The sequence below is a fragment of the Candidatus Merdisoma sp. JLR.KK011 genome (assembly GCF_036941125.1).
Classification (GTDB): domain Bacteria; phylum Bacillota; class Clostridia; order Lachnospirales; family Lachnospiraceae; genus Laedolimicola.
In genome coordinates, this window is sequence record NZ_JAYWSZ010000004.1 from 657458 (window position 1) to 684278 (window position 26821).

Below are 26821 nucleotides of genomic sequence, written 5' to 3' on the forward strand. Positions count from 1 at the left end.
TTATTCTCCTGCCTTCCCTTTTCTTTCTGCTATTGCATATTGAAAGCCTGCGCTCATGCCACATGTCCCATTAGAATGTATCTTATAATCTCTGTCAAATTCATCCTCTGGCAATAAATCCAGTTCTTCCTGTGGCGAGATATCTTTCACGAGCTTTACTTCCCCTGTTTCCCGATTCCTGCTGAGTATGTACAGGGTTCCTTCATATTGGTCCATGAAATCTTCCGACACATGCATTACCGTTGCGTAATTGCTGTCAGGGCTTTTTTCTGTCACTTCATACACATCCGATACAAGTTTGTATGTCTGGCTTTTGCTGTTTCCACGGTCAACATTCCATTCCTCTGCGCCTTCACTGATGCACAGGATATCTTCTATTTCAAAAGGAAGCCTTGATATAACCATGATCCCCTCATTTTGCATGGAATGAAATCCCCAGGATTCTTCTGACAGTTCCTCCTCCTTTGTTCCCCTGTCCTTAAGGCAGGCCCGCCTCCACTCCCTGAAATATGGGAAGCCTGCAATATCCGGATATTCCACAGAACGGTCTACCCATTCCGCCTCCGGTGAAGCATACACCCGCAGGTTCCACTCAACACAGCCCCCTTCACAGACCGGCCAGTCTCCGGCCTCGAATGAAAGTGAGGTAAGCGGCTGCTCCATGGACAGCCAGGAATTATGGAATTCCACCCGGCTCATCATCGCAAGCAATTCTTCTGCCGCCTGGCCCTGGAAATAAAAATCCGCCATATTCCCATGATCAAATCCTCTTTCCCGCCATTCTGCGGGTGTAGCCGCACGATATCCCGGGGCATTTTCCAGTTGGAATTCGATATCTGTTTTATAAGGCTGCGGCAAATGATACAACTCTGCAAAATACTCCTGAAGGACAGTCTCTATTTCTTTCCTCTGGTAATTATCCCAAAGGATTGTCTCATCATCCACATCGATTCCTGCGCAGAACTTCCTGCCTTCATATTCCATGAATACCACCACATTGGAATTGACATAAGGCGCAAAAAAATCATGATACCCCTGAACCCAATATCCCTGTGGCGAAGCGTCTATCCCGTATTTTTCCGTGATATAAGCCGCTGCCCTGTCCTTTGCTGTCTGTTCCGCCGCCTTATAGATACGGTCAATTTCCCGTCGTGTCTCCATCCGTTCCCGGCTGCATCCGGTAAGCAGGAACATTGACAAAATCCCTGTTACTGCCATTCCTGTGATTCTGCCGAATGCTTTCCCTCCGCTGTCTGATCCCCTTTTTCCCTTCATACTCTGCTCAATTCCCGTTTTCTTTTATATCGCTTCTCCAAGTCCTTCCATAACTTCCATAAGCTTCTTATATCCTGCCTCACTGGCAGCTCCATAAAGCACTTCCAGATCGCCGCAGTCCATCACTACAGCCATATTGTCAGAGGCATTGCTGTAAAAACTCATATCCATTCCCAGCCATCCAGAAAGCCCAAAGGGTTGTTTTTCAAGGCCTGACCGGACGGTCTCCAGTTCTTCCTCCGTAAGCCAGTACATTAGCTCCTCTCCATGAAAAGGAAAAGCGAATACCGCTTCATAGGCAAGGACGGCCCTCAGAAATCCGCTGAGCGTTCCGGCACACAAAGTCCATCTTTGGTCATTGATTTGATCCGCAACCACATAAACCGGGGGATCAGCTTTTGTCAGGTCTTTTCTTCGGATTCCCGCCCGGCAGCATCCCTGATTTTCAATCAGGATCACCAGGTAATCGCCGTCCCTTAACCAGCCCCATCTGTCGAAATCTTCCGGCCTGATCCACTTATCCTGTACCCTGTGAATCGCCTCCGTGCGCACCGCCCTGCTCCAGAACTCTTCCAGCACGGGGGGAAGAGGGTTAAAATACTTTTTTATAACAGCCAGCTCTTCTTCTGTGTATCCCTGCAGTTCTTCCACCCCATACAACTGCCGAATCATTTCCATATAATCTCTCTGATTCTGTCCCTGAGCGCTCGCATCCTGCGGTTCTGCTTCCGGTTCTTCCGTAAACAGGTAAGGAACTCCCTGCCACATAAGCTCAGGCATTTCCTCCAGCCTGTTAAAATAAAGGCAGATGATCTGGTCGTCCCCCCAATATCCGGATTCCGGCCTTCTGGTGCAGGCTGTGATATGATAATAACCGTCCGGCAAAGACAGCACCTGGTCCTGTGGGAAACCCGGATTCCAGTCACTCAGCCAGAACAGGTCTCCAAACTGCAGGGAACCGCCCCTTACCTCCACCGCCAGCCGGATCATCACCGGAAACTCTTTCTCCGCATTGGAATCCGGATAGCCGGACCGGAGCCATAGGATAAAATCGCCTCCCGTACCCGTACAGAAAGCCGTGATATCCCCTTTCCGGATATGCTCCCCCACCTGTTTCGGATTCGTGAATTCTTCCGTCAAAAAGTCGCTCCCCGGAACAACATATCTCATAACCTCCGGGGAAAACAGGACAATCCCCATACCGTCAATACTCAAATGTGCCGTATCCCCCAGATGCAGCGGCTCCTCGGATGCCGGATTGCCTTCAGAAAGAGTTTCCTCCCCGTGGGGCTGCTCTGTCGCCTTTGGTTCTTCTGTTTTTTCTTCTTTTATCTCCAGGAGACAGGACAGCTGTTCCAGCACCTCCGTATGTTTCAGCTGGCTGTAAGGAGGCAGGAGGACTTTCTTCAGCGCCGGAAGCTCTGCCAGCAGGCGGCAGTCTGAAAAGCTGGTATCCTGCAAATCCAGGGTAGTTAAACTTTTGCATCCGGCCAGAAAAGAATAGTCGTCGATTGCCACATCATGGAGGAACAGCTGCTTTAGCTTTATCATTTCCCCAATCAGAGAAAAATCATTTTCCTTTATTGTCAGCCAGGAAGGGAGGCGGATATCCTCTATTTTTTTAACCGCCGCAAAATTTCTCCTTGTGCTGTCCAGGCATTTGATCTTAGCCAGATCGCTGAATGTCTGCAGGTCATGCCCTGTGTTTCTCTGAATCCAGATTGCAAGCCTTGGATCAATTCCATACTGTTTCATCATTTTAAAAGCTCCTCCTGAAAAAAATTGTATCACCAGCCCTCCCGCACCTCATCCATGACATTCCAAATTTCCGAAAGCGTCACAGGCGCCGCATTCTCATCCGCCTGCCCGTATTCTCCTTGCAGGATACACTCTTCGTAAAGCCTCTGCATGGCCATAAAGATATCCTCCCGTTCCTCTGTCTCGATGAACTCCTCATAGCGGTCATTGAGCTTATTAAAAGATTGTGTGTACCTGCGGACAATCTCTTCGATTTCTTTTCTGTCCGCCGCCCTGCCCATCGCCTCTCCCAGCAGCTTTTTGGTATCTTTGTAGCATTTTCTGGCGCTCCGGTATGCTGCTTCCGGAATGAACTCGTTTCCATCCCAATGGCGGAACGGGTTCTCCAGGTTATCCCTAAGCCATCCTTCATCCCGTAAATGGGTGACACTTAACCTGTCCAGCTTCCCTTTCCAGTGTTTTTTCAGGTACAGGCCCGCTCCTTTGGGAACGCTGTCAAAATCCAGCTCCCACAGTTCCTTAAGCCCCTCCAATGCTTCCATATCCCTCTCATCATATCCAAACAGATCCTTGCAGTAAAGATTCCGAAGCCCGGACAGCTTTCCTGCCTCCTGCATATGGGTTACGGTGCCGGGAGCTCCGCTTATGTTTAAATATTCCGCCTCTGGAAACTGTTCGGCCGCCTGCCTCATATCCAGCTCTTTTATGTCAGTCAGGCGGAGCCTTGGGACCCGGTTTTTTTGAAGTCCGTATCTCTGAAGCAATGCCTTTTTCAAGGATATTTCCAGAGTCAGTTTCCCACTGCAAAGGCTGTCGTCAATTTGCAGTTCCGGCCGGATCTTCCCATACAGCTTCAGAAAGCGGGTATCTTTTGGAAGTACCAGTTTCCTAATTCCGCTCATATCCAGCTCCAGATTGTCCAGGCAGGTCTTCCCAAGGTCAAGTACCTCCACACCTGCCTTTTGCAGGCGCAGTGTCCGAAGCAACGGCGCTGTGGAGAGCAGCTTCTGAAGCTTACCGGAATACCCCTGCAATTCGGCATAGGTGATACAGGGAAACTCTTCTAACGTATCTTTTTCTGTCAGGCATTGGTAAAGGTCATCCCGCAGTCCTCCGGTATTCTTTCGGAACATCCTGCCATGTACGGACACAAAATCGCCGTTGTTTATATATTTTTTGTATGCCGACCTGGCGGTTTCGTCAAAAGACTTCCAGCGCTCTTCATAATAGTAATCTTCCCCTGTGGGCCACTTCCAGGAGTAGGAATCCCACGTCGGACTGCTTTTGAGCCCGCACTGGCCTATGTACCGGTAATCCCTGGGAACAGGAGTATTTTCAATCCCTGTTTTTATCATCTGATGGTGATACCGGAAGGATTCCCGGTGATACGGCTGTAACCGCTCCAAGCTATCTTTTTCGGGCAGGTCATCCTCCAGATAATCAAGCAGCACATAGCAAATGCTTTTGCCATCCACGGCAAGGATCTGGCAGGCGCCGTATTTCCCCAGCATTTCCACATAAAAAGCATATACATCTCCCGACTTTGCAGTTCTTTGTTTTAATTTGACCAAGCACTGATCCTTTTTCATGGCTTCATTCCTCCCCAATGCCATAGATGGTCTTATCAATGTCTAATAGATGCGTTTCGACATTCGTCTTTTCTATAAACGAATCTTCTTGCTGATTATCTTTTCCATAAAATTCTCAAAAGAATCGGCAACAATTTGGCATTCCTCAAATTCCGGTTCACTGCCATAAACAATACTGCCTTCTTTTATGGAGATTGCATAATAAGCATAACCGCCTTCTAAGGATAAAAAGACAGGTAAATGTCCGTCCCAGAACTTTCTGATCTCATCCTTCCATGCCGCATCATTTTCTGCAGCCTTCAAGCTGAGCAGTTCCCATTCATTCCATTGCCATGCCTTGTCTCCCTGCATATCATAATCTTCCGAACATAAAAACCAGGCCCTCTCATCACCTCGTATCATACTTTTTACAATCGAAACAAATTCCACCCAGCTTTCCGGGTAGCCGGTATATCGGCTTTTCATTGGTTCAGGCAGACAGAATCTCTGTTTTTCATTCCTCTCTACAGTCCAGCCCTGTTCTTTCATACAGCTTATAAATTTATCAATCATTTTGCGTTTTCCTCCAGAAATAAAAGTGCATCCTTCCATGCTAAAATAGTTTGCCTTCCTGTCATCTACTTTCTAAAGCTTGCAAGAAAGCTTTCATACTCCTGCTCTAACTGTTTCCCATAAGGATCATCCATGGCTTTTGCCGCCGCAATTCCCTTTGTATATAAATTTCCGTACCAGCTCGACTGCGGCACCTTCTGCAGTTCCGCCTTTGCCCAGTTCCATAGGCTGGCTGCTGCCGTTGTATGATTTGCTGTGACCTCAAAACAGGCTTCCAGGATATCCTTGAACAGCCGGAGCGTCCGGATCTGCCCGTAATCCGTGGTTTTGATCACTTTTTCACATAAACAGAGTGCCTTTCCATAATCGCACATATATATGTAATGCCGGATTAGATTTTTATACCCGGAAATGATATCTCTTGTACTGCTTTTTTCTGCTGACAGGATTTCCTCCAGCTGTTCCTGATAAAGCTTTTCATTTTCCGCATCTCTTTTCAGAAATGTGTTAAAGTCGATCAGCACTTTGCGGTTGGAATCGGACCATTCTGTGATAGTCTTTTTCCACTCATCCACCAGGCTTCCCATCACATCCCTGTACTCCATTTCCCAGCACAAATAGATACAGTCCAGCAGGCTGTTTTCCCCAAAGTCATCCTCCATCTGTCCGTCCGGGTCATAGCCGCAGGCGCAGTCAAAATTTGCGTTCTTTGCCCGCTCCAATAAACTGGCGTACTTTCCATCCACATTGTATTTTCTGAGCAGGTGCGTCAATATCTCAAGCGTACTCCCTATCCCCTGAAATGAATTCTGCTCCCTGTCCTTCAATTCCTCCCCAAAGAGGAAAGCAACCGCCTCCTCATCCTCAATATGGCAGTACAGAAGATAATACGCCAGCCGCAGGCGATTCGTATAATTCTCGTCATCTGTACCCCATTCCCCGTTTTGAAATTCCTTATAGCGGACTGTGCCGTCATTTCCTGCTTTCAGAGCCTGATAAACGGCCCGCTGTTCTTCTATTTTAGATTTTAACTGTTCTTTCCCCATAGTCAGTTCCTTCCATCCACTCCTTTTGAGCCAGTTCTGCCAGCATACGCCGGGCGTCTTCCACCACATACAAAGTCCCGCCCTCCTGGATCGCATACTCCAGATGTGTTCTGGCATTCTTTAACTCATTGCAGGCAATATCCACATCCGCAAGGCATACGGCAGAAACCACTTTTTGAAGCTTGGCTGTATATCCGGCACTCCGGGCTTCCTCCATACGGCGGAATGCTTCATAATCTCCCCGCCACAGGGCCAGGCTGGCATCCATAACGTTCAGCAGCTCTTGCCCTGTTCTCTGTAAGGATGCTTTTTTGAATGAAGAAACAAGAACCTCCGCCTCATGTTTAACCTGCATTGCCCTTTCCAAATCTTCCATTTTTTTATAACAGTTAAAACGAATGTTCAAAAAAGAAATCTGATAATTAACACTTAATTTGTACTTACGCAAAGGCTCTGCCAAAGCTAAGGCATCAGAAAACTGTCCAGACCACATAAGGCCGGATGCCTCATTGATACGGATAGCCACGGCGCTCCGCTTTCTTTTATGTACCTTTTCAAGCAGGCGCATCACCTGAACATAGGTTACCGGATCGCAGTCCTGGTTTAGAATCATATTCAGAGACATAAAATCCCAGGAAATCCAGATGTTGATTGGAAAAGTGATCACAATAAGAATGAACAGTTTTAGTAAAACATCTGGCATGCCATCATCCCCCCACCAGATTCCCCTGATGCCCACAATAACATACAGCAGAAAAATCAGGATGAGAAGCCCCTGCTTGGCCCGAAGTCTCTTTTTGTATTGACGAACAATCTCTTCCGGAGTTTTATTTTGATATTGCATAGCAGCTTTCATGTTTGTTTTCATCCTCTTTTCTTTTATGTTGTGTCAGTGCAATCTATTATTTTGTTCCGATATCACTTATCATCTTTCAAACCTAATATCCCAAAAACAATGCCTGCTATCATCGCTGCCACTCCAATATACCGCGGCAGCTGCATATAGTGCGCCTGTACGTTCACATCTGCGAATCCTAATGTTCCGACTGAAAACATAACTGCCCCACCCACAAAAATGAAACCACCTAATACAATTTTTTTCATCTGTTTATCCCCTTTCAAATTCCGGCTTTTCCGGTTCTATAAACCGGAATTTTATAGGTTATATGATTCTTTACTTACCGGATGCAATTCTAATTCCCAATTCTCGAATGGCTTGTCAAGGCTATAATCAGGATTAAAATATATTCGGATATATTCTGCGGCTCTTCTTTCACAATATTTATAATTCAATACATTTCCCTCATTATCTAACTCAATGTTATTCATAAATATCGAAAATGCCTGTTCCATACAGCTGCTGTCTTCCTCTAATTCATTCAAATAATCAATTCCTTCTAAAATAGGATATCCTAATGTCCCATGCACAAACCAATACGAAAATTGTCTTACTGCACCGGATAAATAATGACTTACTTTCATGTAACACGCTCCCTTGCATACTAAAATCTGTTAATCTTCATTCGTAACCTTAACATGCTCAACAACACCGTTGCTGTCATAATAAACAATGATGTAATATGTGTTATTGGTTTCCCAAATGTCGCCCCACATTCCTGACAGGAAACTATCTGGTTCTCCCCACACTTCCATTAACTGCGTATTCCTGTAACCTTGTAATTGTTCTGTTGCATAATCCGCACCTTTGTTTTGATAATAAGAAACCATCAATTCCTTTGACGGAATGTTATCATTGCTTTTTCGGTTGTAATATCCATAGTACCAGACAGATACACATAGTACAGCAACCAGGATTATTGCAAGAACAAATAATACTTTCTTTTTCATACAATCAAACTCCATGTAAATTGAAAGCTATCTCACCAAAAATATTTACAGTGTATGCAAATCATCAAGTGAAACAATATATCCGTCTCCTTTTTTCAAAAATTCAATCTGGAGTGTTAAATCATTTATTTCGCCATCTGTTGTTAAAGCATAATCCATACAGTACCCACTTCCGTCACGAAGAGCAACTAAATATATTTCCTGATTCTGGTTTTTCACCTGTTTCGGGTCATCAATTTTCAGCACAGGCCGGGTTTTATCCAAATATTGAAGCGCAGAGATTAAATCTTCTTCTGTCAATATTCTACTGTTGTCAAACACAACTAAAAAATCATGGTACTTTTCCTGAGCCAATATTCCTAAAGCCTTTTCTACAAAATCAATAAAACATTCCTGTTCTTTTCCCTTTTCTGCATATATCATAAAATAAACCCTCTTTTATCTCCGATTTCTCTTCCTGATCAATTTTTCCCTGCATTTTGTAGATCATCAGCCATTTCAAAAAACTTACATTTGCATTCCGGGCAGACTGACGGAATGATCAGCGGACAAAATTTCAGCTTCACATATTTGATATGCCGCCCCTCTATGCTCCGCAAACATTCCTTTTCTTTCAGATTATCCCCTCTTGTCGGAACATAATATGGAAATGGATGTCCGCAGCAAGGACACCGCCAAAATAGTTTCGGGGTAAATCCAAACGGAACAGCCGCAAAAAAAATCAGAAGTGATATAGCAGCCACCACAATGAAAAACGCCAAAAACGGTCTGTTCTCTATCATGGCGCTCATTCCCATGTTCCTGCCCCAAATAACCACGGGAATGAACAGCACCATACTGCAAACACAAGAAGCGGCAAAGCATCCCCATTGTATCAGAAATACTGCTTTCGCAAAGGCACAGCACCGCCGGAACCGGGGCGGCATCTGTGGGAAAACATATGGGAATGGTTTTGATGTATTCTCCTGCTGTAATCGCCAGTTTGCAATATCATCCGTGGGTTTTCTCATCATCCTGTCCTCTTATAATTCCGCTTAGTCATGAGGGTAGTTCATCAACATAAAATCTACTGATATTTCCATATCTCCTTATGTTTCAGTATTGCAGGATAATTTGCTTCCTGGCTGTCATGGAAAAGGTACAGCAGAGTTTTTATGGCAAAGGAACGGGCATAATCTATATCTATGCCTTTTACAACCTTCTTTGACAGCATCATCTCACTTAGTTCGTCTACCCAATGATTGATCTTAGGTGGAAACTTGCCATAGCAAAAATCATTGAAGCCTGAAAGTGCGGCACGATATCCCAGGGAATTCTTTCGATTTTTCATATCCGACTTCTCATACTCACCTGCAAGATGGTCAACTGTCCGATACAGTTCAAAAATTTCCGGCTCCGTCAATTCAGATAAATGTTCATCCAAATAAGCCCTGGTTATTTTGGCGTCCCGGTAGTCTTTGTCCAGCCACGTCTGCTGTTTTTCATAGGAGAGGTTTATCTCCGGCAAATGCTCGACATACCATGCGCCTAATTCAGCAAGGCCCTTTTGCAGACTGTCCTTATCATTCTCCGTATCAAACCACGGGGAACAGACCGTATATTTTTCGGGGATACTGGAAAGCCTGCCATAACCGGAGTAGTTCGACACCCCGCAAGCACACATGGCTGCACTCCAATCGTACTTGAGATAACTAACATAAACATTGTTGAGCCGCAGATGGATTTGTTCATTCCAGAATCCACGTTCTATACGCAGGTGCCGGAAACTGCCCGTTTCACTTTTCTGCGCAAATGGGTAATACGGACCGCTGCTCCCATCTCGCAGAACAAAGTAGCAGGCTTTGTCGAATTCTTTCGGGGGAAAGATAGACTGAAAATCAGTAAAGTGTTTTTCGCCAAATTCAATGATTTCTTTTTTACAGATTATACAGCGTTTCATCATGCACCTCCATTTTCTATCTATTAAGCTGTTTATTACAGCCTCAATCTGTTTTCATGACTGACAGCAAGAGATTATTCATTCGCTCTTTAATCAATCAACCTTTGAATATATGGAACCAGATCACAGGTAAATTTCAAAGTTATCACTGCTCCATGTGGAAAGCACATTTTCAGCAAGTGTCATGTCCACTCTCAGCACTGTGTATTCACAGTCACAGTAAATATAATCTTCCAGCACGATTAGCCGCATCCCATGCACATCCAAAACCTGATTTATTGCGGTCATAGATTTTTTGAAATTATCATAATCGCTGCAATCCGTGTATATCTTTTCTTTGTGGACAATCTCTGAAATTTCCGGATATTCCATTCCCTGTGTATGGAAAAACTCCGTTAAAGTATGTGTCAGGTCATCCTCATAGCCGCCGATCTGGATACCGTAACCGTGCGCGCAGAGAAAAGCGGCACAAAAACATTCCGCATACAACTCATTTTCCTTTGAAAAGTCCAAAAATTCTTCCAGTGTTTCAAGAAATAAAATGCTTTGGATAATGCTCTGATTTTTCTCATAAAATGCGGAGTAGTCTGACTGTTCCAACAGCTCCATCGAACTGTGTAACTCATTTTTCTCATCAGGAGATAAGAGCAACTCTGCTAAATTCAGGACATCCATGTTTTTTCCTCCTTGCCTGTTATAATAATTTTTTGATACTATCTGTTGGTCTTTTCACAATTTTGTTATTTCATTATTCGGCCACGCGAATACTATAAACTTTCGTAATTTGCGCAGGATACGATTCCGCAATCGAGCCATCATATTCAATTTCCAGAACATCACCAACTTCCGGCTCCGGCGAGGGTTCCATATTTGCCATGGGAATAGTTATCCGGTCTGCACTGTTCAATTCCGCACTTCCTTCCACCGGCTCCACAAGATAACAACCATCCTGTATTTCTATTATAGTCGCCTGGAATGTGGCTGTTTCGTCTCCACCCACTTTCGATTCCCCGCCACCGCTGGACGTTCCGCAAGCAGTAGCCAACAATATAAGACTCATCGTTAAAATTAACAGCAGTTGTTTTTTCATAGCATATAACCTCCTGAAAAGCAGATACTTACAGTTTTTAACCAACTGAAAGTTACTGATTTTTCTTGCTCTCAATAGCCTGGATCGTACAGGAAAAACCTGCAATCGTCGCAAACAGTGTTGCGCCACCCATAGCCTGATTTATTCCTGCTCCCATGAAAAAACCAATAACAGCAGCAATTACAATTATCACACTGGAAATCATTGTCCTCATAACTGAAACCTCCATTACTCAATAAACAGAAAGCAGTCCAAATTTAATTACCATCATTTTTTGTTATTTCTGTTAAAGCCATTTGCAGCTGATATACATTTTCCGTACCATACTTATCTTTCGTAGTAAGTTCAAAGTAAAGGGTACCATTGAAATCATTTGTATCATCTATATTTATTCTCTTAAGTGTACTGTCTCCCGATATCTGCCCCAAATCACCGGAAACATTGACGGTACCTCCTGTCGTATCTACCACACTATTGGAAAGAATCACATTCTTTTCACTGCCGAATATCGTATAAAATGTGGTTGAGTATGATGTAATATCAAGGAAAGACTCATCAGCTACTTTCAAATCACCACCGGAGAAAATTTCCTCTGAACCATTGAAAACAATAATACCATTAGACACTGTGAGCTGTTCATTCTCCCCACTAAAAGAATACACCCTTAATGGTTCCTGCTCTTCTTTTCCGCATCCGGTTAATGCCAACATCAGCATCGTCATAAAAGCCAGTGTTTTCGCTTTCATCATATCCCAAATCTCCTCCATTACGGATTCAGCTTCCCAATCAGTTTCCGATAAAAAGAAATTTATAAATGGTATCACATGACATGTAAATCTATAAAGACTAATGTAATCTTATCATCGGTAACTTTGCGGACAAAAAATCTGGCTGTTATAGGTAAAGTCTTCATTGCTACTCCCTTCCATACCTTTAAATCTCCGATAATAAGTTATTGAGGAAACAATCAACTAAGGTAAAATCCATAGTACTATTTTCCTCTGAATAAGCGTTCAAAAACTTTTCAGCTTCAGATCTGCGCCCCAATTTAATCATACAATAATATTTCAGCATAAAATATGCTTTCTTTTGGGTAATTGGCACAACCGAAATTATCTTTTCTATATCGTCAAAATGGGTATTCGCAATGTTTTCCCATGAGCCCCACTCTTTCAGCCATGTTTCTACCTTTGGAAAATTGAAAATGATATCCTGGACAATATTTTCATGTGTTGGAAAAGTTAAGGCTTTTTCCAATGAAGGAATGGGAACAATCTGCTCCATTCTTTGCCGTATAATGCACTCATGTTCTTTTGGCTTTTCCTTTATCTCTAATTTTCCAGTATAAAGAGACGGGAGCCCCACGGGGTGAAGTCCAACATTAACAAAAAGGTAATCACCATAAGCCCCATGCTGAAAATTGATAAGCTTGTAAAAATCATTTTCTATTTTCCAAAAAGAATTTCGCTCCTTTTTATATCCGTATTCGGAAAATATCCCCTTAACCTCGCCAATTATCGTTTTCATATTTTTCGCTCCCTTATAGATGAAAAAACGTCTGCTATATTCGGCGTTGCTTCGGCTGTATACTTAGTCCATGTCCGGTAGGCATTTCGTAACCTGTTTTTGTCATGCTGTTCAAATGATTCCGATGCACAGACTGAAACAATTCGCCTTGGATCAAGTTTCATATTGGACTTAAACCCCAAAAGTACGGGCATGTTGACAGACACCTCATTTTTAGGCTTTGTAAAATATCCCCACCTGACCATAGGGTTGTGCTTTATAAATGTTTCAGCAAAATAGAATGAAATATCTGTAATAATCGCTAATGTTCTCACTGAAAATCTCTTTTTTGAAATACTATCATGCATCCATTCCGGAAATTGCTTTAATTCTGCCTGGTATTCTTCCTCGCTTTTTGCTACCATGTCGATTTGAGTTTCAAACCAGTTCCATAGCTCGATAAGGGAATCCGGTGTATATTCACACAAAAAAGCTGCTCCCCCTGTTGACTGGACATATTCATATAGCTGTTCAATTCTCTCTTTTGATTGTCCAACATACCAATGGAAATATTCTTCTGCCTGTTTCTTGCTTAGACTCCGAAATCCATTATGATGAAATGGAGCAATCATTAACTTATATTCATTCATTTCGACTCACCCTTTATTCCATACTGATCATTGAGGTAATAGCTATAATTCCTGAATACCGGCCTGCTGTAACCAGTCTTTCAGCTTTTTTATAGGAAAACCGGTAAATGTATAGGCGTCCTCTGTCAATCCATGTTCACCAATCACTGTTTTTTCTGCCTGGCCAAATATAGTCACAGACGGAAAAAAGAGAAGGATTCTGCCAAATGTAAAGCCTCTTATTTTTGATAATTTTAGCTCAATGCCTGTATAAGTGTCCAAAAATACCCTTTGATTTGTCACATAAATTGTGGCATGCCAGCATTGGTAGGTATGTTTCTCTAAATCCCTATAAGATACGAGCCCTTGTCCAATTCGTGACTCGCCTGGATTAAGCTGTAAATTTGTCATAGCTATTACCTCTGTACTTTCTTTTTTATCATTGTTCCATGAAAAAAATAGCGATAATTGTCCTCCGCATCGCCATCTTCCATAACTCTGAAAGAATCAAAATCCGCATCTACCAACCGATTGCCCCAAAAGATATGTTTATCATCACGAGCATATCCGTCACTTAACAACATAAAACTCTGGGGCGTAGTATCAAGCTGCTTACCTTCCCCAAATATCCGAATTCCGTCACTGGCATAAGAATACCCCAACAGAGCAAAGGCTTTGCTGTCTGCATCAAGTGGCACACCATTATGAAATACCTGCCTGCCATCATTGGCATAGCCGTCACCCAATATCACAAAATTCTGTACTTTTGCTTTCAACAACTGATCTCTCCAAAATATGTGCTTATCATCGCGGGCATATCCATCACTTAGTACAGCAAAGGATTGAGGAATTGCTCTTTTTACTGTTACCTGGCAAAAATATACACGTTCGTCATCTTTTGTATATCCATCGGTCAAGATAGTAAAGGCAGCCGGATTTTTACACGTTTTCAGTCGGACAGCGTGGCGGGTTTCCGTAGAATAAGTAAAAAAGTACACAAATTCTGCATCTCTGCCATAACCTTCAGGGCCATACATTCCAATACCATCATCCAATATTTCAAAGGTTTCCGGATGTGCAATCTTGGCATCGCCATATGGAGTATAAATGATCTGATGGTTTCCAATATAGGCCGGATTGAAGACGTGAAAGCCCTCCGGTGTAATGTCACGCAACAGGATGCCTCTTCGGTAAACCCGCTCTTTGTCCTTTATAAAGTCATGGCTCAGAACCTCCATTGTAGCAAGATCAATTTTGACACGGCGGAAAATATTTTCATACGATTGTTGTTCCGGCATAAAGGCCACTTCACCGTCACATTCACGGTAGCCGGATGGTTTTCCATTGTTATCTTTTAAAATACGTGCGTAACCCATTGTATCGCTCCCTCTGTTTCTAATTTTTATATCTATATTTTCAAATCATATACCATAGTATCGTTGTCTCGCCATCGCTTTTGGCTCATTCGTCCTGGATGGGGAAGCCGTATTCTGCTCTTATAAATTTATTGAGGTGCGCCCATACTTAAAAACTCTTCAATTTCTTGTCTCAAATCTTCCACAGTATAAGTGCTGGCGTCAAAGCCATTCAGAATATTGAGTTCCTCATGGAAGATATAAATTTTATTTGCTTTTGCCTGCAAGAGCAGATTACATTCTAAATGGTCTATGCTGTTTAGAAAATCATAGAGGTATTCCGCATACGTTTCTGTATCTAAATCGTCCGTAAAGCGTAAAACCAATTTTACATACGCCCCGCTTTCTGAGAGGAACCGCTCCAGCCCGTCTTCGGCTGTCCATGCTCTTGCCGTTTCCGGCATCTCCAGAGAAATACGCTGGTCAATGACATAATCCTTAGTTTCACACAATTCCAAAACCGGAGCCTCAGCCTCTTCCTTGAAGAAGTACACAGCATATCCGTCCCGGACATCTTGATACATTGTCTGGGATACAAGAGCGGTTGTCACCTGTTCCGGCGCATTGATCGGCGCAACATCACAGGTATAAGTGGCCCCGGCGAACAGCCCATAGTTTTCCAAATCCTCGTCACCGACAACAATAAATTCTATCCCATATTTCTCTTGTAACTGTGCCAGCAAATAGGCTCTCGCAGACTCCAGGTTATTTTCAAATGGGCCGTCTTGATACTCGGCATTTTTCAGATCATCAATGGCCTCTTGAACACCGCCGCCGACAACCTCCAATGCATCATTTGCTTTTTCCGCTGCCCAGTCTGTCAGTTCTTCACTCATACCGCATCCCGTCAGCATAAGCAGTAATAAGGAAATTATAAATAGTCTTTTCTGTTTCACCACACCTGCGAACCTCTCCTTTTTTTGAAAATATCAAAATGCATGATCCAGCAGCCCATCCAAAGGTTTTATCTGCCGTTGACCTTGGCAGCCGAGGACTTATAGGTTTGTAAAACCTATAATGAAGTTACATTAACTTTTTCGGTTTTCGTCCGTGGATAAACAACATATTCAAATAGTTTTCTATACAATCACCTGACAAGAAAATGCTGTCATCAAATAGCGTATAAATGTTTCCGCTTTCAGCAGCACAAGTTATACCATCCGGTTCAACAGTTCCTATGGGGAATAGTTTTTCACTGACTACCTGTTCCGCTGTTTTCAAATCAATTACGATTTCAAGATCTAAAAAGGCAGCCCACGCATCAAAAGTAAAAGTTGCTCCATTATAAGTTTCAAATGATTTCTTTTCACTTAAATTATTTAACCGCTCCAAGGCACGCAAATACCCTTTCTCTAAACGGTTGACATCACCATCGTATTTTCCCAAAAAATATTGACCAGACTTCGGTGAAAACTCCCGAAATTTTATGCCACCGAGCAGGTGTAAAATTTCCCTTGCATACTCAAAACAGTGAAACCCACATTTTTGTTCTATTTTCTCTATCCAGCTATCTGCAGTTAGAAAATCCCTTTTTTCTGTCCAACCATTATCTGTCAAAACTAAATACACATACTCATCAATTAAAGAGAGATTCATACAACTCACTCCTCTATATTTCTATTTGCCATTCTCTTTATTTATAGGCCAGACAACCGCAAACAAACTTGTCCACTATAGTCTGTATCACCTCATCTGCGCTTTTGGCTCACTCGTCAGCATTTTCAGTAATTGGGATTTCATAAGCCTTTTTCTCCAGGTACTCCCAATGCTCATTACCAACAGGTTCAAAGGATGTCCATGCCACTTTAAGCTGGTTTTCATATATATAAAATTTAACGCGCGTTTTAACTCCATTACTTGTATCAATATCAGGCTCTGCCACATAATCAAAAGTGTAAACCATGTGTTTCTGTGTCCAGTCCGAAATATCCCGGTAATAAATTACCGCATTTTCCGCTGGTATCTTTATCAATCCAAACAGCTTCTCGCTTTCTTCTTTTCCAGGAAGATAGAAATAGCATCGTGTTCCATATGTGGTGATGTAAAATTCATTTTCTCCTGCCTTGTCCTGAAACAGTATCTCGCCATCACTCAAATCAATCAGGAGCAGATCGCTTTCTTTCAGCCAGCCTTCCACATAGCCATTGTGGTGGGGAGCCGTCCAATGTTCCGCACAAACCCAGGTTTTACCATCTTTCTGTACGTTTCCACGCATCGCCTTGCTTCCCACATCGGGATAACGATACAATACCGAATCATTCTCATCCAGGATATGTATATCGGTCATAGGTTTTCTCATAATCATCCGCTTTTTCCCATTGAAGATAACAAGAACTTCCCTCAATGGGAGATTTTTCATCATAAGCATAGGAATCTCTGCTATAACCGGACGGATATATTACTTCATATTCTGTTGCACCTGCTGCTGGATTACAGCCAGTCAATAATAGAACAACCATTGTTACCCAGCATAAAGAAACAACATGGCGCACAATTTTTATTTTCATACCTGCCCCGTTCTCCTTTTCATACCGCCTGTCACACACCACGCCGCCACATACAACAGGACATAAACACCCGCCAGCACGAGGGCAGTGATGTACTTTTTCCGAAGTCCTGTTGTGTAGCTTTCCGCAGTCTGATCCGGCTCCACAGTGATATAGGAGCGGTCAGCGGGAATCGCCAGCACCCGCCGCTCCACTGTTGCTCCTGCATCCACAATCTTCTGGCCCAGCTCACGGGTGAGGGCTTGCTCGCTCCACTGATAGCCGCTTCCACTGATGTCCTGATAGTAGACCATATAGGCGGTTTTCGTCGGGTTCATGCGGCGATCCCGTCCGCTGGCTCCCGTATTCTGAACCTGGACGGGCAGTACCTGATAAGGTGAAAAGGTATAAACGCCTTTGTCCTCGTAACTGTCAGCGGGGAGGATAGCAGACAGATACCTGTCCTGATCCTGCTCCAGCCATGTACAGATAAAATTTCGGTAAAACTCCTTTTCCGCTTTTGCGTTTCCGGATATGGCATAGATTGCGGAATACATCTGCATGATATCTTCTTCTGATAATTGGTATGTCCGGATTGTATGTTCAAGAAAAGAATGTGCATAGGGCACTCCAATTTCACGCATCATTTCCTTCACCGGCCCCCGTACAATATCCACATATCCTCTTTTTATCCCATAAACGATAAGTCTTTCCGTAAATGTGCATACCTTTGATAAATAACAGAGTTCCACATTTTTTCTGTGGGGAAATCCCATAATATATTTATTGACAGGCATTGTTTCCGGCATGATATCTGTTTCTCCTGACAGCCAGGAACGGAATGCCCGTTCTTCTAAAGGATTGCTGTTTATAAATTCCATCTGGCCGGCCCAGTCTGCCGTTTCCTCTTTTGCAATGTCTGCGCCTTTCCCCTAGGAATTCAAAAAGATCAGGATATACGCTTTCCCTGTATGGTTTGAACCCCGGAATACCTTTTTTGCTGTTTCCTCATTGCGGAGCACAAACTCGTTGAAATCCTGTTCTTCCTTTTTGCTCAGGCCCATGGCGCTTACCTGTATATATTCCTTTATCCTTTTTTCTGCTTCCTGCTTTTCTCCTGCTGCTCCGTTCATGCCAACCTTCCCTTTCCTCGTAGTTTCTCGGCCAAATTTTCCAGATCCGCTTTTGTCATAGGTGGGATTAGGATATGATCCGCGTCAAACTTTCGGACATCATATCTGTTCAGTTCCTCAATAAACTGCTCATAAGGAAACATTCCTTCCAGCACACGCTGCTCACTGTAAAGTACAAACTGTATAACCCCCTCTGTCACTTTCAGTTCACTCAGATTCAGAAACCCGTCAGCCCGGACAGGAAAGATACTTTCGCATTCTTCTGTTAAGGCATAAAAGGCTCCGATCTCTTTTGTATCGTTTTTCTGCAGAAGCCTTGGCTTTGCGTAATAGACATCCCGTGCCTGAAGACCATGCAGGGTACTCTCAAAATCAGAAAGATCCGTACATGCCTCCCATGCGGCTGCCTTGTCCTCCGTCAGTGTATAAGGCCACCGTGCCAGCGTAAGAATATGGCTTTTAAATTCCTTATTTCCGCAAAACTGGTTCAGTGACTTCCGGCTGAATACAGCAAAACCCTCAATTCCCTGTTCTAGTTCCCTACTGGTAAAGGCCCTCTCTTCTTCCATGTTTCAGGAACATCCCCCAATACAGTCCTATTCCAAACTGATACTGCAAAAAAATATATGACAAAACAAACAACAATACCGATACCTGCTTTTAATACGCCATATTGCGCTATCTTACGCAAAAGGCACTGATAGCCAAAGAATGCGAACAAAACCGGTGAAATTGCATGGCAGATGCCAAAAACAATGCTAAGGATTTTATATCCCGTATTTTCTATCAAACTGCATATTACTATAAAAGCATAAAAAAGTTGAAAAAGCGTAAAGGCAATTCCGAGTATAATCGCAATCCAATGCAGCATAGATGTATTCCTCCTTGTATTATGTAAAAAATTACTTACTTTTGCTCCCACTTCCTTTTAACCGCATACCCAACCATCTTTTAGCAGGTCTTCATCATAGGAAGCACTAATTGTATGAATCATTCCTGAATGGATATTATGGATGATACATTCCGCCCATTCACCTTCCTTTATTTCAGAGAATAAGCCTTTACCTTTTTTCCACTTCTTTCTATCCCTATACATAGCTATAATCTCACGTTGTTCAAAAGTATGGTCATTCATTGGAATTGCAATAATGTCTCCAATTCTGATTGTTTCTCCTTTTTCAGCAAGAATACATACTTGAACTTCATTCTCATCATAAGCTGATGTACTGGCCATTTGAAAAATCATTATATGCACCTCAATTTCCGATTTATATTTAACTATATTTATTTGCTCCCATTCTTGCTGCCTTTGCCAAAATCCTCTCCAAATACCTCATGGAAAATATCCTTAGCAGTATTTTTATCAAAATTAAGAGTACCAGGGCTTTGGGCAGGAAACCCTTTTTTTCTAAGCATATCTACAAACTCATTGTAGCCTGCCAGACGAGGCGTAACGGCGATCTTCTTTGTCTTCTTTTCATCCTGAAAGTAAAAATACCATGCGGCAGGCGAGGATGGATAGAAAATGTTCGTCTTCGCATTTTGTAGTTCATCCCATCGAAAATCACGGTAATCTTTACGGGACAGGGCAAAAATAATTTTTTCATCATCATAGAAAAAGCCCCAGTTCCCCATATAGATCATGCGCCAGATTGTATGTATGGCTACACCGCCAAATAAAAGAGTCATCGCGAAAAATACTGTGGGAGGCTGTCCGCCACAGAGCAATTCCCGGCAAGCGAAAAATGCTGCAACTGCACAAACAACAGCCGCCAAAACAGTAATAATACGGTCAGATGTACGCGGTATACATTTTTTCATTGATATTGCTCCCTGTCATTCCCTATTTATTTAGATTCATAGTAATCCGGTGATAGATAACATCCGTCCTATATAATCAAATTTATTATGGCAGTCGAATAATGCGCCGGTAACAAAAATAATTTTTCAACAAACCTGGACAGCGTTCGTTGACCGGATGACGGTAAAAAGCAGTATAACAGGGCAGGACATAGATTGCTCCGTCACCGCCGCAAAGCGAGCATCCCCCATCCCCGCCTTTTGTATAGGATGTATTATCAATGATTTCATTTTTATAAGAATCATACGCAATGAACAGACCCAGCATATTAGGCTGCTCCAATATTGTATTTTCCCTGGTTTCCCCAACAGCGCCCACCTGGAAGATCTCCGTCATTACATCGCTTAATGTATCGCCCCAACGGAACAATGTCCGTGTGCCGCCATTACAAAGATACTCCCATTCATCTTCTGTCGGTAATGTAAAAGGCCCTTGTTTCAGGGAGAGAACCGCCTGTTCCAGGGATGGCGCGTCCTCGTCCAGATAGCGGCTGTCCACCTCTACTATCATATCCCCGATATCGGCAGTGCGCAGCGGCGACAGGCACCTGGACAGATGCTCGTTCCACTTTGCCAGAAAGCCCTCCCAGCTTGCGTAACCTTTTTCTTCTATGTCCTCGTTCCACGATCTTAATTCTTCTGCCAGTTCCGAACGCAGCTCGTCTGCTTTCACGGAATCGCCGTTTTCTTCTGCCTCGTCAATCTGCTCCTGATAATCGCCCTTTAAACCCTCCAGTTCCTCCTCATAGTAATATTCATGACCGGAAGAAAATTCTTTCTGCAGACCTTCTAATACACCTTCTCCCAGAGGACACTTATCTGTATCCCATCCCAAAGTGACATGTTTCCTGCCAGGTACAAAGATAAACTGGGAACCCTCATATTCCAAAAGCCATGTTTCCCGTTCTGCTCCATTTGTTCCGGTTTTGACTGTTTTTACAAATTGAAAGCCTATCCCCAACGATTCAATGCGGGAACGAACATTGTTTAATAATTCCGACATACCATATCTCCTTTATTTTATAGCTCACACTCCACATGAAGTTTCTTCAAAACCTCTTTATGTATCAAGCGGCAGGAGCGCAGGTCAATATATTTTAACTTAGGCAGTTTCAGCAGTAACCGGCAATCCGTAAAATTTGTATTATAGAGAGATAACGACCGCAGATTTTTACATTCTGTCAGGAAAGAAAAATCCTCCACACATATTTCGCAGATCCGCAGTTCCCGTAAATTCTCCATACGCCCGATAACAGACCAGCCCCGGAGGTCATAATAGTAAGGTTCCGGGGGAAAATGTTCCTCCGGCGCACGAAGATACGCATAGCGCCTTTCATCATCCCAACTCTGAACCGTTTTTTCGGACAGGACAAGCTGCAGCTTTTTCATTTGCTTTAACTTCCGCCCCCAGTCCCAGGCCGTGGACGGCAGCCGTCCGCCCGATTCCTGCCGGATGGCAAGGGCAATCAGCGGATGCAGCAAAATCCCATCTGCCGGTGGTGTCCGGTACATGCCAAGGTCAGCCAGCGCATTTCCCGGCATCTCCAGACGGTACGGGCGGGGAAAACGGGTATTCTCCGGGTTAATGCTTTCATAAAACAAATCCTTTAACACCGTGCCGGCCCCTTTGTAGACTTTGCGTTCCGCATCCCGGCGGAAAGAACGCTCTAATGCTTCTTTGTCCTTATAATCGTCCACATGGATCTGCTCCAGCGCAAACGGAAATGCCTCCTGCACCTCAAGCAATGCTTCCCGTAACCGAGAGTCGTTTACACAAGGAACCGACAGCAGGGCATAATGGAGCAGCTCCAAATCCTCCCGTTCCCGCAAAAAGTCCAGCCATATCTCCAGGTGTTCCTTTGCGTCCGGGAAACGCCCTAAATCACGGAGCAGTTCCCTTTTTTCCCTGCCTTCGGCTTTGTCCAGAAGAAACGCCACCTGTTCCAGTTTCACTTCACCGCCCATCCTTAAAAGGGGGATGGCGATACAATAAGTTTCCGGGGAAAGCTCCGACAGCTTATCCAGAATGCGCTCCCTCCAGATCTTCGCCAGCTCTTTCCTTTCCGCAGGCGTGTGGTACAACTCATAGACTACCTGATCAAATAACCCTGCTTCCCACCGTTTATCCAAAAACTGTCCATATAACACAGGGTCTACACGGTAAGCCAGCAGAGGCAGGCTGTCCACATTTTCTTTTGCGATCCAATCATCCAAAATCCCGCGTATGAAATCCCGGGAAGCCTCCGATAAAGCCGGGAACTTGTCCATGCTGCCGACCGCCAGCAGACGTTCCGCATCCGTATCGGCCTGAATGTAAAGCTTCCGCAGCGTTTCTTCGTCGCCATCCAGAGAAAGGCCGAACCACCCCATATCGTAACCGGCTGCCGCCTCCCGCAGCCAACGGATATACCAGGATAAAAAGTCCGGCTCCCTGGGGAAGAATATCCAGGAGCAAGATACGGCGTTTCTCCCGGCTCCACCTGCCAGCTCAGCCAGCCCTTCACCTGCTCCAGTGAAAACAGGCCGTAAAAAGGCCCGGCTCCGCCGTTCCCCGCCTGCAGCAGAAAATTACGGTAGCCGTCCGGAAGCGAAATCCCTGTTTCCTTCTCGAATTTTTCTATCTCTTTGAGAGACGCTGGCGGATTCCATTGATATTTATGATGTTCTGCGCCAAATTGTTTCAGATTGGCATCTGTGGCCCTTGCCTTTTCTAACAATGAGCGCAATTCTTCTATTGGAAATGTGTTTGACATAGGCTTTCACTTCCTTCTATATTTACTAAAGAAGTTTTTTTCTTTAACCAAATTGTTTCTGATACCTTAATGGATTGTATGCTCCCATGTACAGTCTGGATATACCATTCCCGTTTGCATGAAATGTATCATGATCTCTGCCATTAACTGCAGATCCTCAGTCGCATGTTTTTGAGGAGTAGGCCCATCGCCAGTGATATTTAACTGCGTTTCACAAGTTGGAAATTGATCATTTACAAACTCATAATAATTCTCGCATCCCTTGACAATATATACAGTTGACCACCCTTCCCGAAAATCAGCAACCAAACTATTTTCCTTTGTTTCATCGTCAAGTTGGACAGAACAGACAATTCCAGATAGTATTTGATCTGTCAAGCGATTTACGATTTCCTGTGTAAGTGACTCCCCCTGGAGATACGGAATGCGCTCGTTAGAGGGTATTCCTTTGATGTAAGAAACAAACAAAGAATTAGCAAAAAATTTATTGCTCATAGTATTTCCTCCATGAATTTGAATTTAATATTTCTACATCTGGGCATTTTGTCCCAAAGATCGAACAATCCCAAACAAAAATGAAATAACAGGTAAAATAAGTCCAGGCCATTTGCGTTCTGTTTGCGACAGAAAAATTTGTAACAAGACGATACCAATTAAAAAAGCGAATGCTAAAGTTGCACGAACCATAATATTCCTCCAATTCCGATTTTGCCTTACAATTTCTGCACGCCTAACTGCATCAGCCAACCCTGCAGCTTTTTTGCCGGGAAACCCGTAAAGGAGTAGTTTTCTCCTGTCCGGCTGTGGATTGTTACCTGGGTAAATATCGCCACACCACTCACCGAAAATCCCCTGATGTCTTCCAACGGTAAATCCATATCCAATGCGCCGGGCATCATGCTGATTTTGAAACACGCCCGCTGATTAGTGATATAGATGTTCCCTTGAAACGGCTTTTTGCTCAGTCCCTGCTTCAAATAGATTGACATCATCCCACTGCCGATCAGTGTCTCTTCGGGATTCAGTTGAAATTTTGCCATAGTTCTACGCTCCTAACTGTAATTATTTTTTGCCACCTACTTCGGGGCATTTTCCCCAAACCTTTATAAGAATATTTGTCAGCCCATCAGAAATGAACCCCCCAGGGCGGCTCTCTCCAAACGATTGCCAATAAGTAAAATGCTGCAACAGCGCAAGGCACAGCCAAAAGCACAGGGATGATTGCAAAGATTTTGAAACGAGATTTTTTCCAGATTATCCACGCCAACACCAATAAAGCAACCACTGCCCCTGCTGCCCCCAGTATCATAATAAACAAGAAAAAATACGCCAATCCCATGCTTCTCACCTGCTTGTTATCTAAACCTTTTCAATGATTCCGGATGGTATACACAGTTCATTAGAAACAGCAACAATAAGTTCGCTAAATGCCTCGCGGTCATGATATAAATTCATAAATAATTCCCCATTTAATCAGTTTTTTTGCAGTCGGACCCGTAATGCCGGACAGCACGCTGAAAAGAAGCTCCTTACTGTAATTTTGCTGTTTTGCATAGTTTTTCAGAAGAATCCTAGTTTCTAAAGCAGAAAGCTCAGAATGCTTTTCTGCCTGGGAAACGGCATCCAAAAGCTGGAGCAGTCCAGCGTTTTCCGATGTTATAGTCGTGGCGGGTCGTTTCAGCCGGATGGCCTGGGAGCCTACGGTGACTGTACGCCCTTTTGTCGATTCTTTTGATGTGATGATCTCCAACATTGCCGGCATCTGGGTTGTCAGACCAATCTGATTGGCAAAAGCGGCTCCGGCAAAGTATCCATAGGTTTCTGTTGTACTTTTAATATATTTGCGTACAATGACTTTCATGGGATCTAAATAACTTTTTTTCAGTAGCCGTGACGCTTTGGGGAGATAATAAATCCCCGTATCAAAACGGGCTAGGTCGCCTGACCCCAGCATCCGTTTGAAATACTGGCGCAGAGCATTGTCATTAAGCCCATCCAGACGGATCTCGTTAATGAAAATCGGTTCGTTGTAACCATAGTTTTTTTCCAGATATTCCTTCAGTATACAGGCATCCACTCCTTCCACCTCCATACCATGTAGTTTCACAGTCTCCTGTCCATTATTATTAGGAGTTCATCAAATGTTCTGCCTTAATTGCATATCCATATGCTTCCAAATTGACTTTACGCAAATATTTTAATTTTGTCATATCTGCGGTATAAAACTTTTGCGTGGAAAATTCCATAGGATCTTCGATTTTCTCATAAGACTGTCTCTTTAACAGGCATGCAGCCATATACATGACTTTGGCAGCTCGTCCCACTGCCGTTTCCGGAGAATAGTTCTCTGCATAAATATGCCCCCTCAGATCACGTATCCCCTGTACATATAAAGGATACTCTTCCGAAGAAAGAGTGCCGCGGGATGCAATACAGGCTGCCGACATATATGTATCCTTAATTGCGTCCCCTACTGTTATGTTATTCCCCCGATAGGAAATCTCTTCCGCTGCCACTTTAAAATATGTATCATATACCAGATTAAAATCTGTAAATTCGTCCAGCAATGTTCCGACATCGTACATCTGCTTCATCACTTCCATATCTTTTTTTGCATTTAACGGAATCCCTGTTGTATGTGGCGCAAATGCCGTCAGTTTATCACCAAGAATACAGTTGATATCCGGCGTTTTTACCAGCAGATATTCTGGCTCAGTTAATAATAAATCATTCCTTATTTCACAGTCCACCACTCTGGTATAAAGGTTTTCAGCAAATAAAATATCCAAAAAAATATAGATATCTTTTCCAGTGATCGGAGACTGGCAGGTAAATTTAAAATGCCTCTTTTCCATGCTGTTTCTGCCAATGCGCACCTGTTCCTCACATTGTTTAAATGGAAATATTGTTGATGCTTTAGAAATATATGTGTCCACATCAGTATCCGGCTCAACAACAATATCTATATCCGTAGACAGTCTCATAGGATGCTTTAACAAAAGAATCAGACAGGTGCCTCCTTTAAAAATAAACGGCATTTCTACCCGCCTGATTGCCTCTAACAAGCCAAACGCAAATACCACCCTTTCTAAAAGTGCAGGATCTTTTTTGCTTTGTTTCTGTAACATCCGGATATGTGATTCATTAAAGTTTTCTTTCGTGAGCATAAATTTATTTCTCCGTTCTGAGTTTTATTGTTGTCTGACTCTGAATAATTTTCAAGATATCATCTTTTATATGTCGTCGCTTTGCATAACGGAACATCTGGCTTTCATCAATAACATATTTTTGAAATGCCTGCTCCAGTACACCTGGATATTCTGCCTCACTAAAGGTTGTCTTTATCACTTTCTCTGCAGTCATATCAACGAGCATTTTTTCAAGACAGGTATGCCATACAGCCTTCTTTCCTTTTGGCGCTTCTGTCAGCAGCTTTCCTACAATGATAAGATCATCCTGCCAATATAGATGATACTCCTTTACAGAAGGATTTAATAAAACCTTTCCTGGATATTTTTCTTTCAATGTCTCAAACACAAAATCACCCAAATCTGCCTCAACAGACACAAAGACTGTATTATGAGCAATCTGGTGGTTTAAAAATTCATTCATCTGTACCAGTTCAAAAATCCGGTATTCTAAAAAAAGATGTCTTTCACAAATCAATTTTTGAATGATTACTGCAAGCTCCGAATACTCATAATCATATACTGGTGCCTGGTGATCCGGAATACAATACAGATTCCTTCCAACTCTCGCAATTTCCCCTGATTCCAACAAGCGTTGCATTTTCAATTTATAAGACGCCAGGCTCAGCCCTTTGTACTGCTCTTCTAAAACCCGAAAAAGCTCCTGCCTGCCAAAAGGCTCTTTATTTTTTAATAGGAATATACCGCTGTCATTGATCATAAAATCATCTCCATTAGCATATCGGCACTTTTT

At 43.2% G+C, this 26821-nt stretch carries 39 protein-coding genes and 1 pseudogene; 1 reads left to right on the top strand and 39 read right to left on the bottom strand.

What is annotated here, in order from left to right; all coding sequences use genetic code 11:
- The 10 genes from VV089_RS16960 to VV089_RS17005 all read right to left on the bottom strand — a co-directional run bounded on the left by VV089_RS16960 (position 1) and on the right by VV089_RS17005 (position 8491).
- On the bottom strand, positions 1-1275 hold the full coding sequence (locus tag VV089_RS16960; protein ID WP_334336714.1) for a hypothetical protein: 1275 nt from the start codon (positions 1273-1275) through the stop codon (positions 1-3).
- A gap of 24 nt (positions 1276-1299) precedes the next feature.
- A complete protein-coding gene (locus tag VV089_RS16965) occupies positions 1300-3033 on the bottom strand; it encodes a leucine-rich repeat domain-containing protein (protein ID WP_334336715.1) in 1734 nt (577 codons plus the stop codon).
- Between the two features lie 29 nt (positions 3034-3062).
- On the bottom strand, positions 3063-4622 hold the full coding sequence (locus tag VV089_RS16970; RefSeq protein ID WP_334336716.1) for a hypothetical protein: 1560 nt from the start codon (positions 4620-4622) through the stop codon (positions 3063-3065).
- 72 nt (positions 4623-4694) lie between these two features.
- The gene (locus VV089_RS16975) at positions 4695-5174 is read right to left on the bottom strand and encodes a hypothetical protein (protein WP_334336717.1); all 480 of its coding nucleotides are present in this window, start codon (positions 5172-5174) and stop codon (positions 4695-4697) included.
- Between the two features lie 65 nt (positions 5175-5239).
- Positions 5240-6289, bottom strand: a complete 1050-nt coding sequence (locus VV089_RS16980) for a hypothetical protein (protein WP_334336718.1) — start codon at positions 6287-6289, stop codon at positions 5240-5242.
- Positions 6195-7076, bottom strand: a complete 882-nt coding sequence (locus tag VV089_RS16985; RefSeq protein ID WP_334336719.1) for a hypothetical protein — start codon at positions 7074-7076, stop codon at positions 6195-6197. Before VV089_RS16985 ends, VV089_RS16980 begins: the two co-directional genes overlap by 95 nt.
- A 62-nt stretch (positions 7077-7138) precedes the next feature.
- On the bottom strand, positions 7139-7324 hold the full coding sequence (locus VV089_RS16990) for a hypothetical protein (RefSeq protein WP_334336720.1): 186 nt from the start codon (positions 7322-7324) through the stop codon (positions 7139-7141).
- Positions 7325-7375: 51 nt separating this feature from the next.
- Positions 7376-7702 carry a DUF7677 family protein gene (locus VV089_RS16995; RefSeq protein ID WP_334336721.1) on the bottom strand — a complete coding sequence of 109 codons (327 nt, stop codon included), beginning with the start codon at positions 7700-7702 and terminating at the stop codon, positions 7376-7378.
- A 30-nt stretch (positions 7703-7732) separates the two neighbouring features.
- On the bottom strand, positions 7733-8068 hold the full coding sequence (locus VV089_RS17000; protein ID WP_334336722.1) for a hypothetical protein: 336 nt from the start codon (positions 8066-8068) through the stop codon (positions 7733-7735).
- Positions 8069-8113: 45 nt separating this feature from the next.
- Positions 8114-8491 (bottom strand): DUF7668 domain-containing protein, encoded by a 378-nt coding sequence (locus VV089_RS17005; RefSeq protein WP_334336723.1) that lies wholly within the window; start codon positions 8489-8491, stop codon positions 8114-8116.
- A gap of 324 nt (positions 8492-8815) precedes the next feature.
- Here VV089_RS17005 and VV089_RS17010 point away from each other — a divergent pair, with 324 nt between their 5' ends.
- Complete coding sequence (locus tag VV089_RS17010; protein ID WP_334336724.1) at positions 8816-9106, top strand: hypothetical protein; 291 nt, start codon at positions 8816-8818, stop codon at positions 9104-9106.
- Between the two features lie 28 nt (positions 9107-9134).
- On the opposite strand, the gene VV089_RS17015 is transcribed toward VV089_RS17010, so the two are convergent.
- The 29 genes and pseudogenes from VV089_RS17015 to VV089_RS17150 all read right to left on the bottom strand — a co-directional run bounded on the left by VV089_RS17015 (position 9135) and on the right by VV089_RS17150 (position 26788).
- Positions 9135-10007 (bottom strand): hypothetical protein, encoded by an 873-nt coding sequence (locus VV089_RS17015; protein ID WP_334336725.1) that lies wholly within the window; start codon positions 10005-10007, stop codon positions 9135-9137.
- A 123-nt stretch (positions 10008-10130) separates the two neighbouring features.
- Entirely contained in the window at positions 10131-10682 is a 552-nt protein-coding gene (locus tag VV089_RS17020) for a hypothetical protein (protein ID WP_334336726.1), read from the bottom strand.
- Positions 10683-10755: 73 nt separating this feature from the next.
- Positions 10756-11097, bottom strand: coding sequence for a hypothetical protein (locus tag VV089_RS17025; RefSeq protein ID WP_334336727.1), 342 nt, complete (start codon positions 11095-11097; stop codon positions 10756-10758).
- A gap of 52 nt (positions 11098-11149) precedes the next feature.
- On the bottom strand, positions 11150-11311 hold the full coding sequence (locus VV089_RS17030; RefSeq protein ID WP_334336728.1) for a hypothetical protein: 162 nt from the start codon (positions 11309-11311) through the stop codon (positions 11150-11152).
- Positions 11312-11354: 43 nt separating this feature from the next.
- Positions 11355-11846 carry a hypothetical protein gene (locus VV089_RS17035; RefSeq protein WP_334336729.1) on the bottom strand — a complete coding sequence of 164 codons (492 nt, stop codon included), beginning with the start codon at positions 11844-11846 and terminating at the stop codon, positions 11355-11357.
- 184 nt (positions 11847-12030) lie between these two features.
- Positions 12031-12624 (bottom strand): DUF4304 domain-containing protein, encoded by a 594-nt coding sequence (locus tag VV089_RS17040; RefSeq protein WP_334336730.1) that lies wholly within the window; start codon positions 12622-12624, stop codon positions 12031-12033.
- Positions 12621-13253, bottom strand: coding sequence for a hypothetical protein (locus VV089_RS17045; protein ID WP_334336731.1), 633 nt, complete (start codon positions 13251-13253; stop codon positions 12621-12623). The genes VV089_RS17040 and VV089_RS17045 overlap by 4 nt, the downstream gene beginning before the upstream one ends.
- A gap of 42 nt (positions 13254-13295) precedes the next feature.
- Positions 13296-13643: a hypothetical protein gene (locus VV089_RS17050; RefSeq protein WP_334336732.1), complete on the bottom strand. Its 348-nt coding sequence runs from the start codon at positions 13641-13643 to the stop codon at positions 13296-13298.
- A gap of 5 nt (positions 13644-13648) precedes the next feature.
- On the bottom strand, positions 13649-14608 hold the full coding sequence (locus VV089_RS17055; protein WP_334336733.1) for a DKNYY domain-containing protein: 960 nt from the start codon (positions 14606-14608) through the stop codon (positions 13649-13651).
- A 128-nt stretch (positions 14609-14736) separates the two neighbouring features.
- Entirely contained in the window at positions 14737-15483 is a 747-nt protein-coding gene (locus VV089_RS17060) for a hypothetical protein (protein WP_334336734.1), read from the bottom strand.
- 187 nt (positions 15484-15670) lie between these two features.
- Entirely contained in the window at positions 15671-16243 is a 573-nt protein-coding gene (locus VV089_RS17065; RefSeq protein ID WP_334336735.1) for an SUKH-3 domain-containing protein, read from the bottom strand.
- A gap of 109 nt (positions 16244-16352) precedes the next feature.
- Complete coding sequence (locus tag VV089_RS17070) at positions 16353-16862, bottom strand: hypothetical protein (protein ID WP_334336736.1); 510 nt, start codon at positions 16860-16862, stop codon at positions 16353-16355.
- Positions 16863-16908: 46 nt separating this feature from the next.
- Entirely contained in the window at positions 16909-17154 is a 246-nt protein-coding gene (locus VV089_RS17075) for a hypothetical protein (RefSeq protein ID WP_334336737.1), read from the bottom strand.
- Positions 17151-17942, bottom strand: a complete 792-nt coding sequence (locus VV089_RS17080) for a hypothetical protein (RefSeq protein ID WP_334336738.1) — start codon at positions 17940-17942, stop codon at positions 17151-17153. The genes VV089_RS17075 and VV089_RS17080 overlap by 4 nt, the downstream gene beginning before the upstream one ends.
- 123 nt (positions 17943-18065) lie before the next feature.
- Positions 18066-18266 (bottom strand): hypothetical protein, encoded by a 201-nt coding sequence (locus VV089_RS17085; protein ID WP_334336739.1) that lies wholly within the window; start codon positions 18264-18266, stop codon positions 18066-18068.
- Entirely contained in the window at positions 18263-18835 is a 573-nt protein-coding gene (locus VV089_RS17090) for a DUF4299 family protein (protein ID WP_334336740.1), read from the bottom strand. The genes VV089_RS17085 and VV089_RS17090 overlap by 4 nt, the downstream gene beginning before the upstream one ends.
- Complete coding sequence (locus VV089_RS17095) at positions 18799-19137, bottom strand: hypothetical protein (RefSeq protein ID WP_334336741.1); 339 nt, start codon at positions 19135-19137, stop codon at positions 18799-18801. Before VV089_RS17095 ends, VV089_RS17090 begins: the two co-directional genes overlap by 37 nt.
- A gap of 57 nt (positions 19138-19194) precedes the next feature.
- Positions 19195-19512 (bottom strand): hypothetical protein, encoded by a 318-nt coding sequence (locus VV089_RS17100; RefSeq protein ID WP_334336742.1) that lies wholly within the window; start codon positions 19510-19512, stop codon positions 19195-19197.
- Positions 19513-19550: 38 nt separating this feature from the next.
- Positions 19551-20087, bottom strand: a complete 537-nt coding sequence (locus tag VV089_RS17105) for a hypothetical protein (RefSeq protein WP_334336743.1) — start codon at positions 20085-20087, stop codon at positions 19551-19553.
- A gap of 85 nt (positions 20088-20172) precedes the next feature.
- The gene (locus VV089_RS17110) at positions 20173-21129 is read right to left on the bottom strand and encodes a hypothetical protein (protein WP_334336744.1); all 957 of its coding nucleotides are present in this window, start codon (positions 21127-21129) and stop codon (positions 20173-20175) included.
- A 17-nt stretch (positions 21130-21146) separates the two neighbouring features.
- Entirely contained in the window at positions 21147-22496 is a 1350-nt protein-coding gene (locus VV089_RS17115; RefSeq protein ID WP_334336745.1) for a hypothetical protein, read from the bottom strand.
- A 137-nt stretch (positions 22497-22633) separates the two neighbouring features.
- Positions 22634-22879, bottom strand: a pseudogene (locus VV089_RS25290) (SMI1/KNR4 family protein); the annotation flags it as partial.
- 66 nt (positions 22880-22945) lie between these two features.
- Positions 22946-23374, bottom strand: a complete 429-nt coding sequence (locus tag VV089_RS17120) for a hypothetical protein (RefSeq protein ID WP_334336746.1) — start codon at positions 23372-23374, stop codon at positions 22946-22948.
- 33 nt (positions 23375-23407) lie between these two features.
- Positions 23408-23566 (bottom strand): hypothetical protein, encoded by a 159-nt coding sequence (locus tag VV089_RS17125; RefSeq protein ID WP_334336747.1) that lies wholly within the window; start codon positions 23564-23566, stop codon positions 23408-23410.
- Between the two features lie 26 nt (positions 23567-23592).
- Complete coding sequence (locus tag VV089_RS17130) at positions 23593-23919, bottom strand: GRAM domain-containing protein (RefSeq protein ID WP_334336748.1); 327 nt, start codon at positions 23917-23919, stop codon at positions 23593-23595.
- A gap of 86 nt (positions 23920-24005) precedes the next feature.
- Positions 24006-24218, bottom strand: coding sequence for a hypothetical protein (locus tag VV089_RS17135; protein ID WP_334336749.1), 213 nt, complete (start codon positions 24216-24218; stop codon positions 24006-24008).
- A gap of 99 nt (positions 24219-24317) precedes the next feature.
- Positions 24318-24986, bottom strand: a complete 669-nt coding sequence (locus VV089_RS17140; RefSeq protein WP_334336750.1) for a DUF6088 family protein — start codon at positions 24984-24986, stop codon at positions 24318-24320.
- A gap of 19 nt (positions 24987-25005) precedes the next feature.
- The gene (locus tag VV089_RS17145) at positions 25006-26046 is read right to left on the bottom strand and encodes a nucleotidyl transferase AbiEii/AbiGii toxin family protein (protein WP_334336751.1); all 1041 of its coding nucleotides are present in this window, start codon (positions 26044-26046) and stop codon (positions 25006-25008) included.
- A 4-nt stretch (positions 26047-26050) separates the two neighbouring features.
- The gene (locus VV089_RS17150; protein ID WP_334336752.1) at positions 26051-26788 is read right to left on the bottom strand and encodes a DUF6577 family protein; all 738 of its coding nucleotides are present in this window, start codon (positions 26786-26788) and stop codon (positions 26051-26053) included.
- Positions 26789-26821 lie beyond the last annotated feature (33 nt).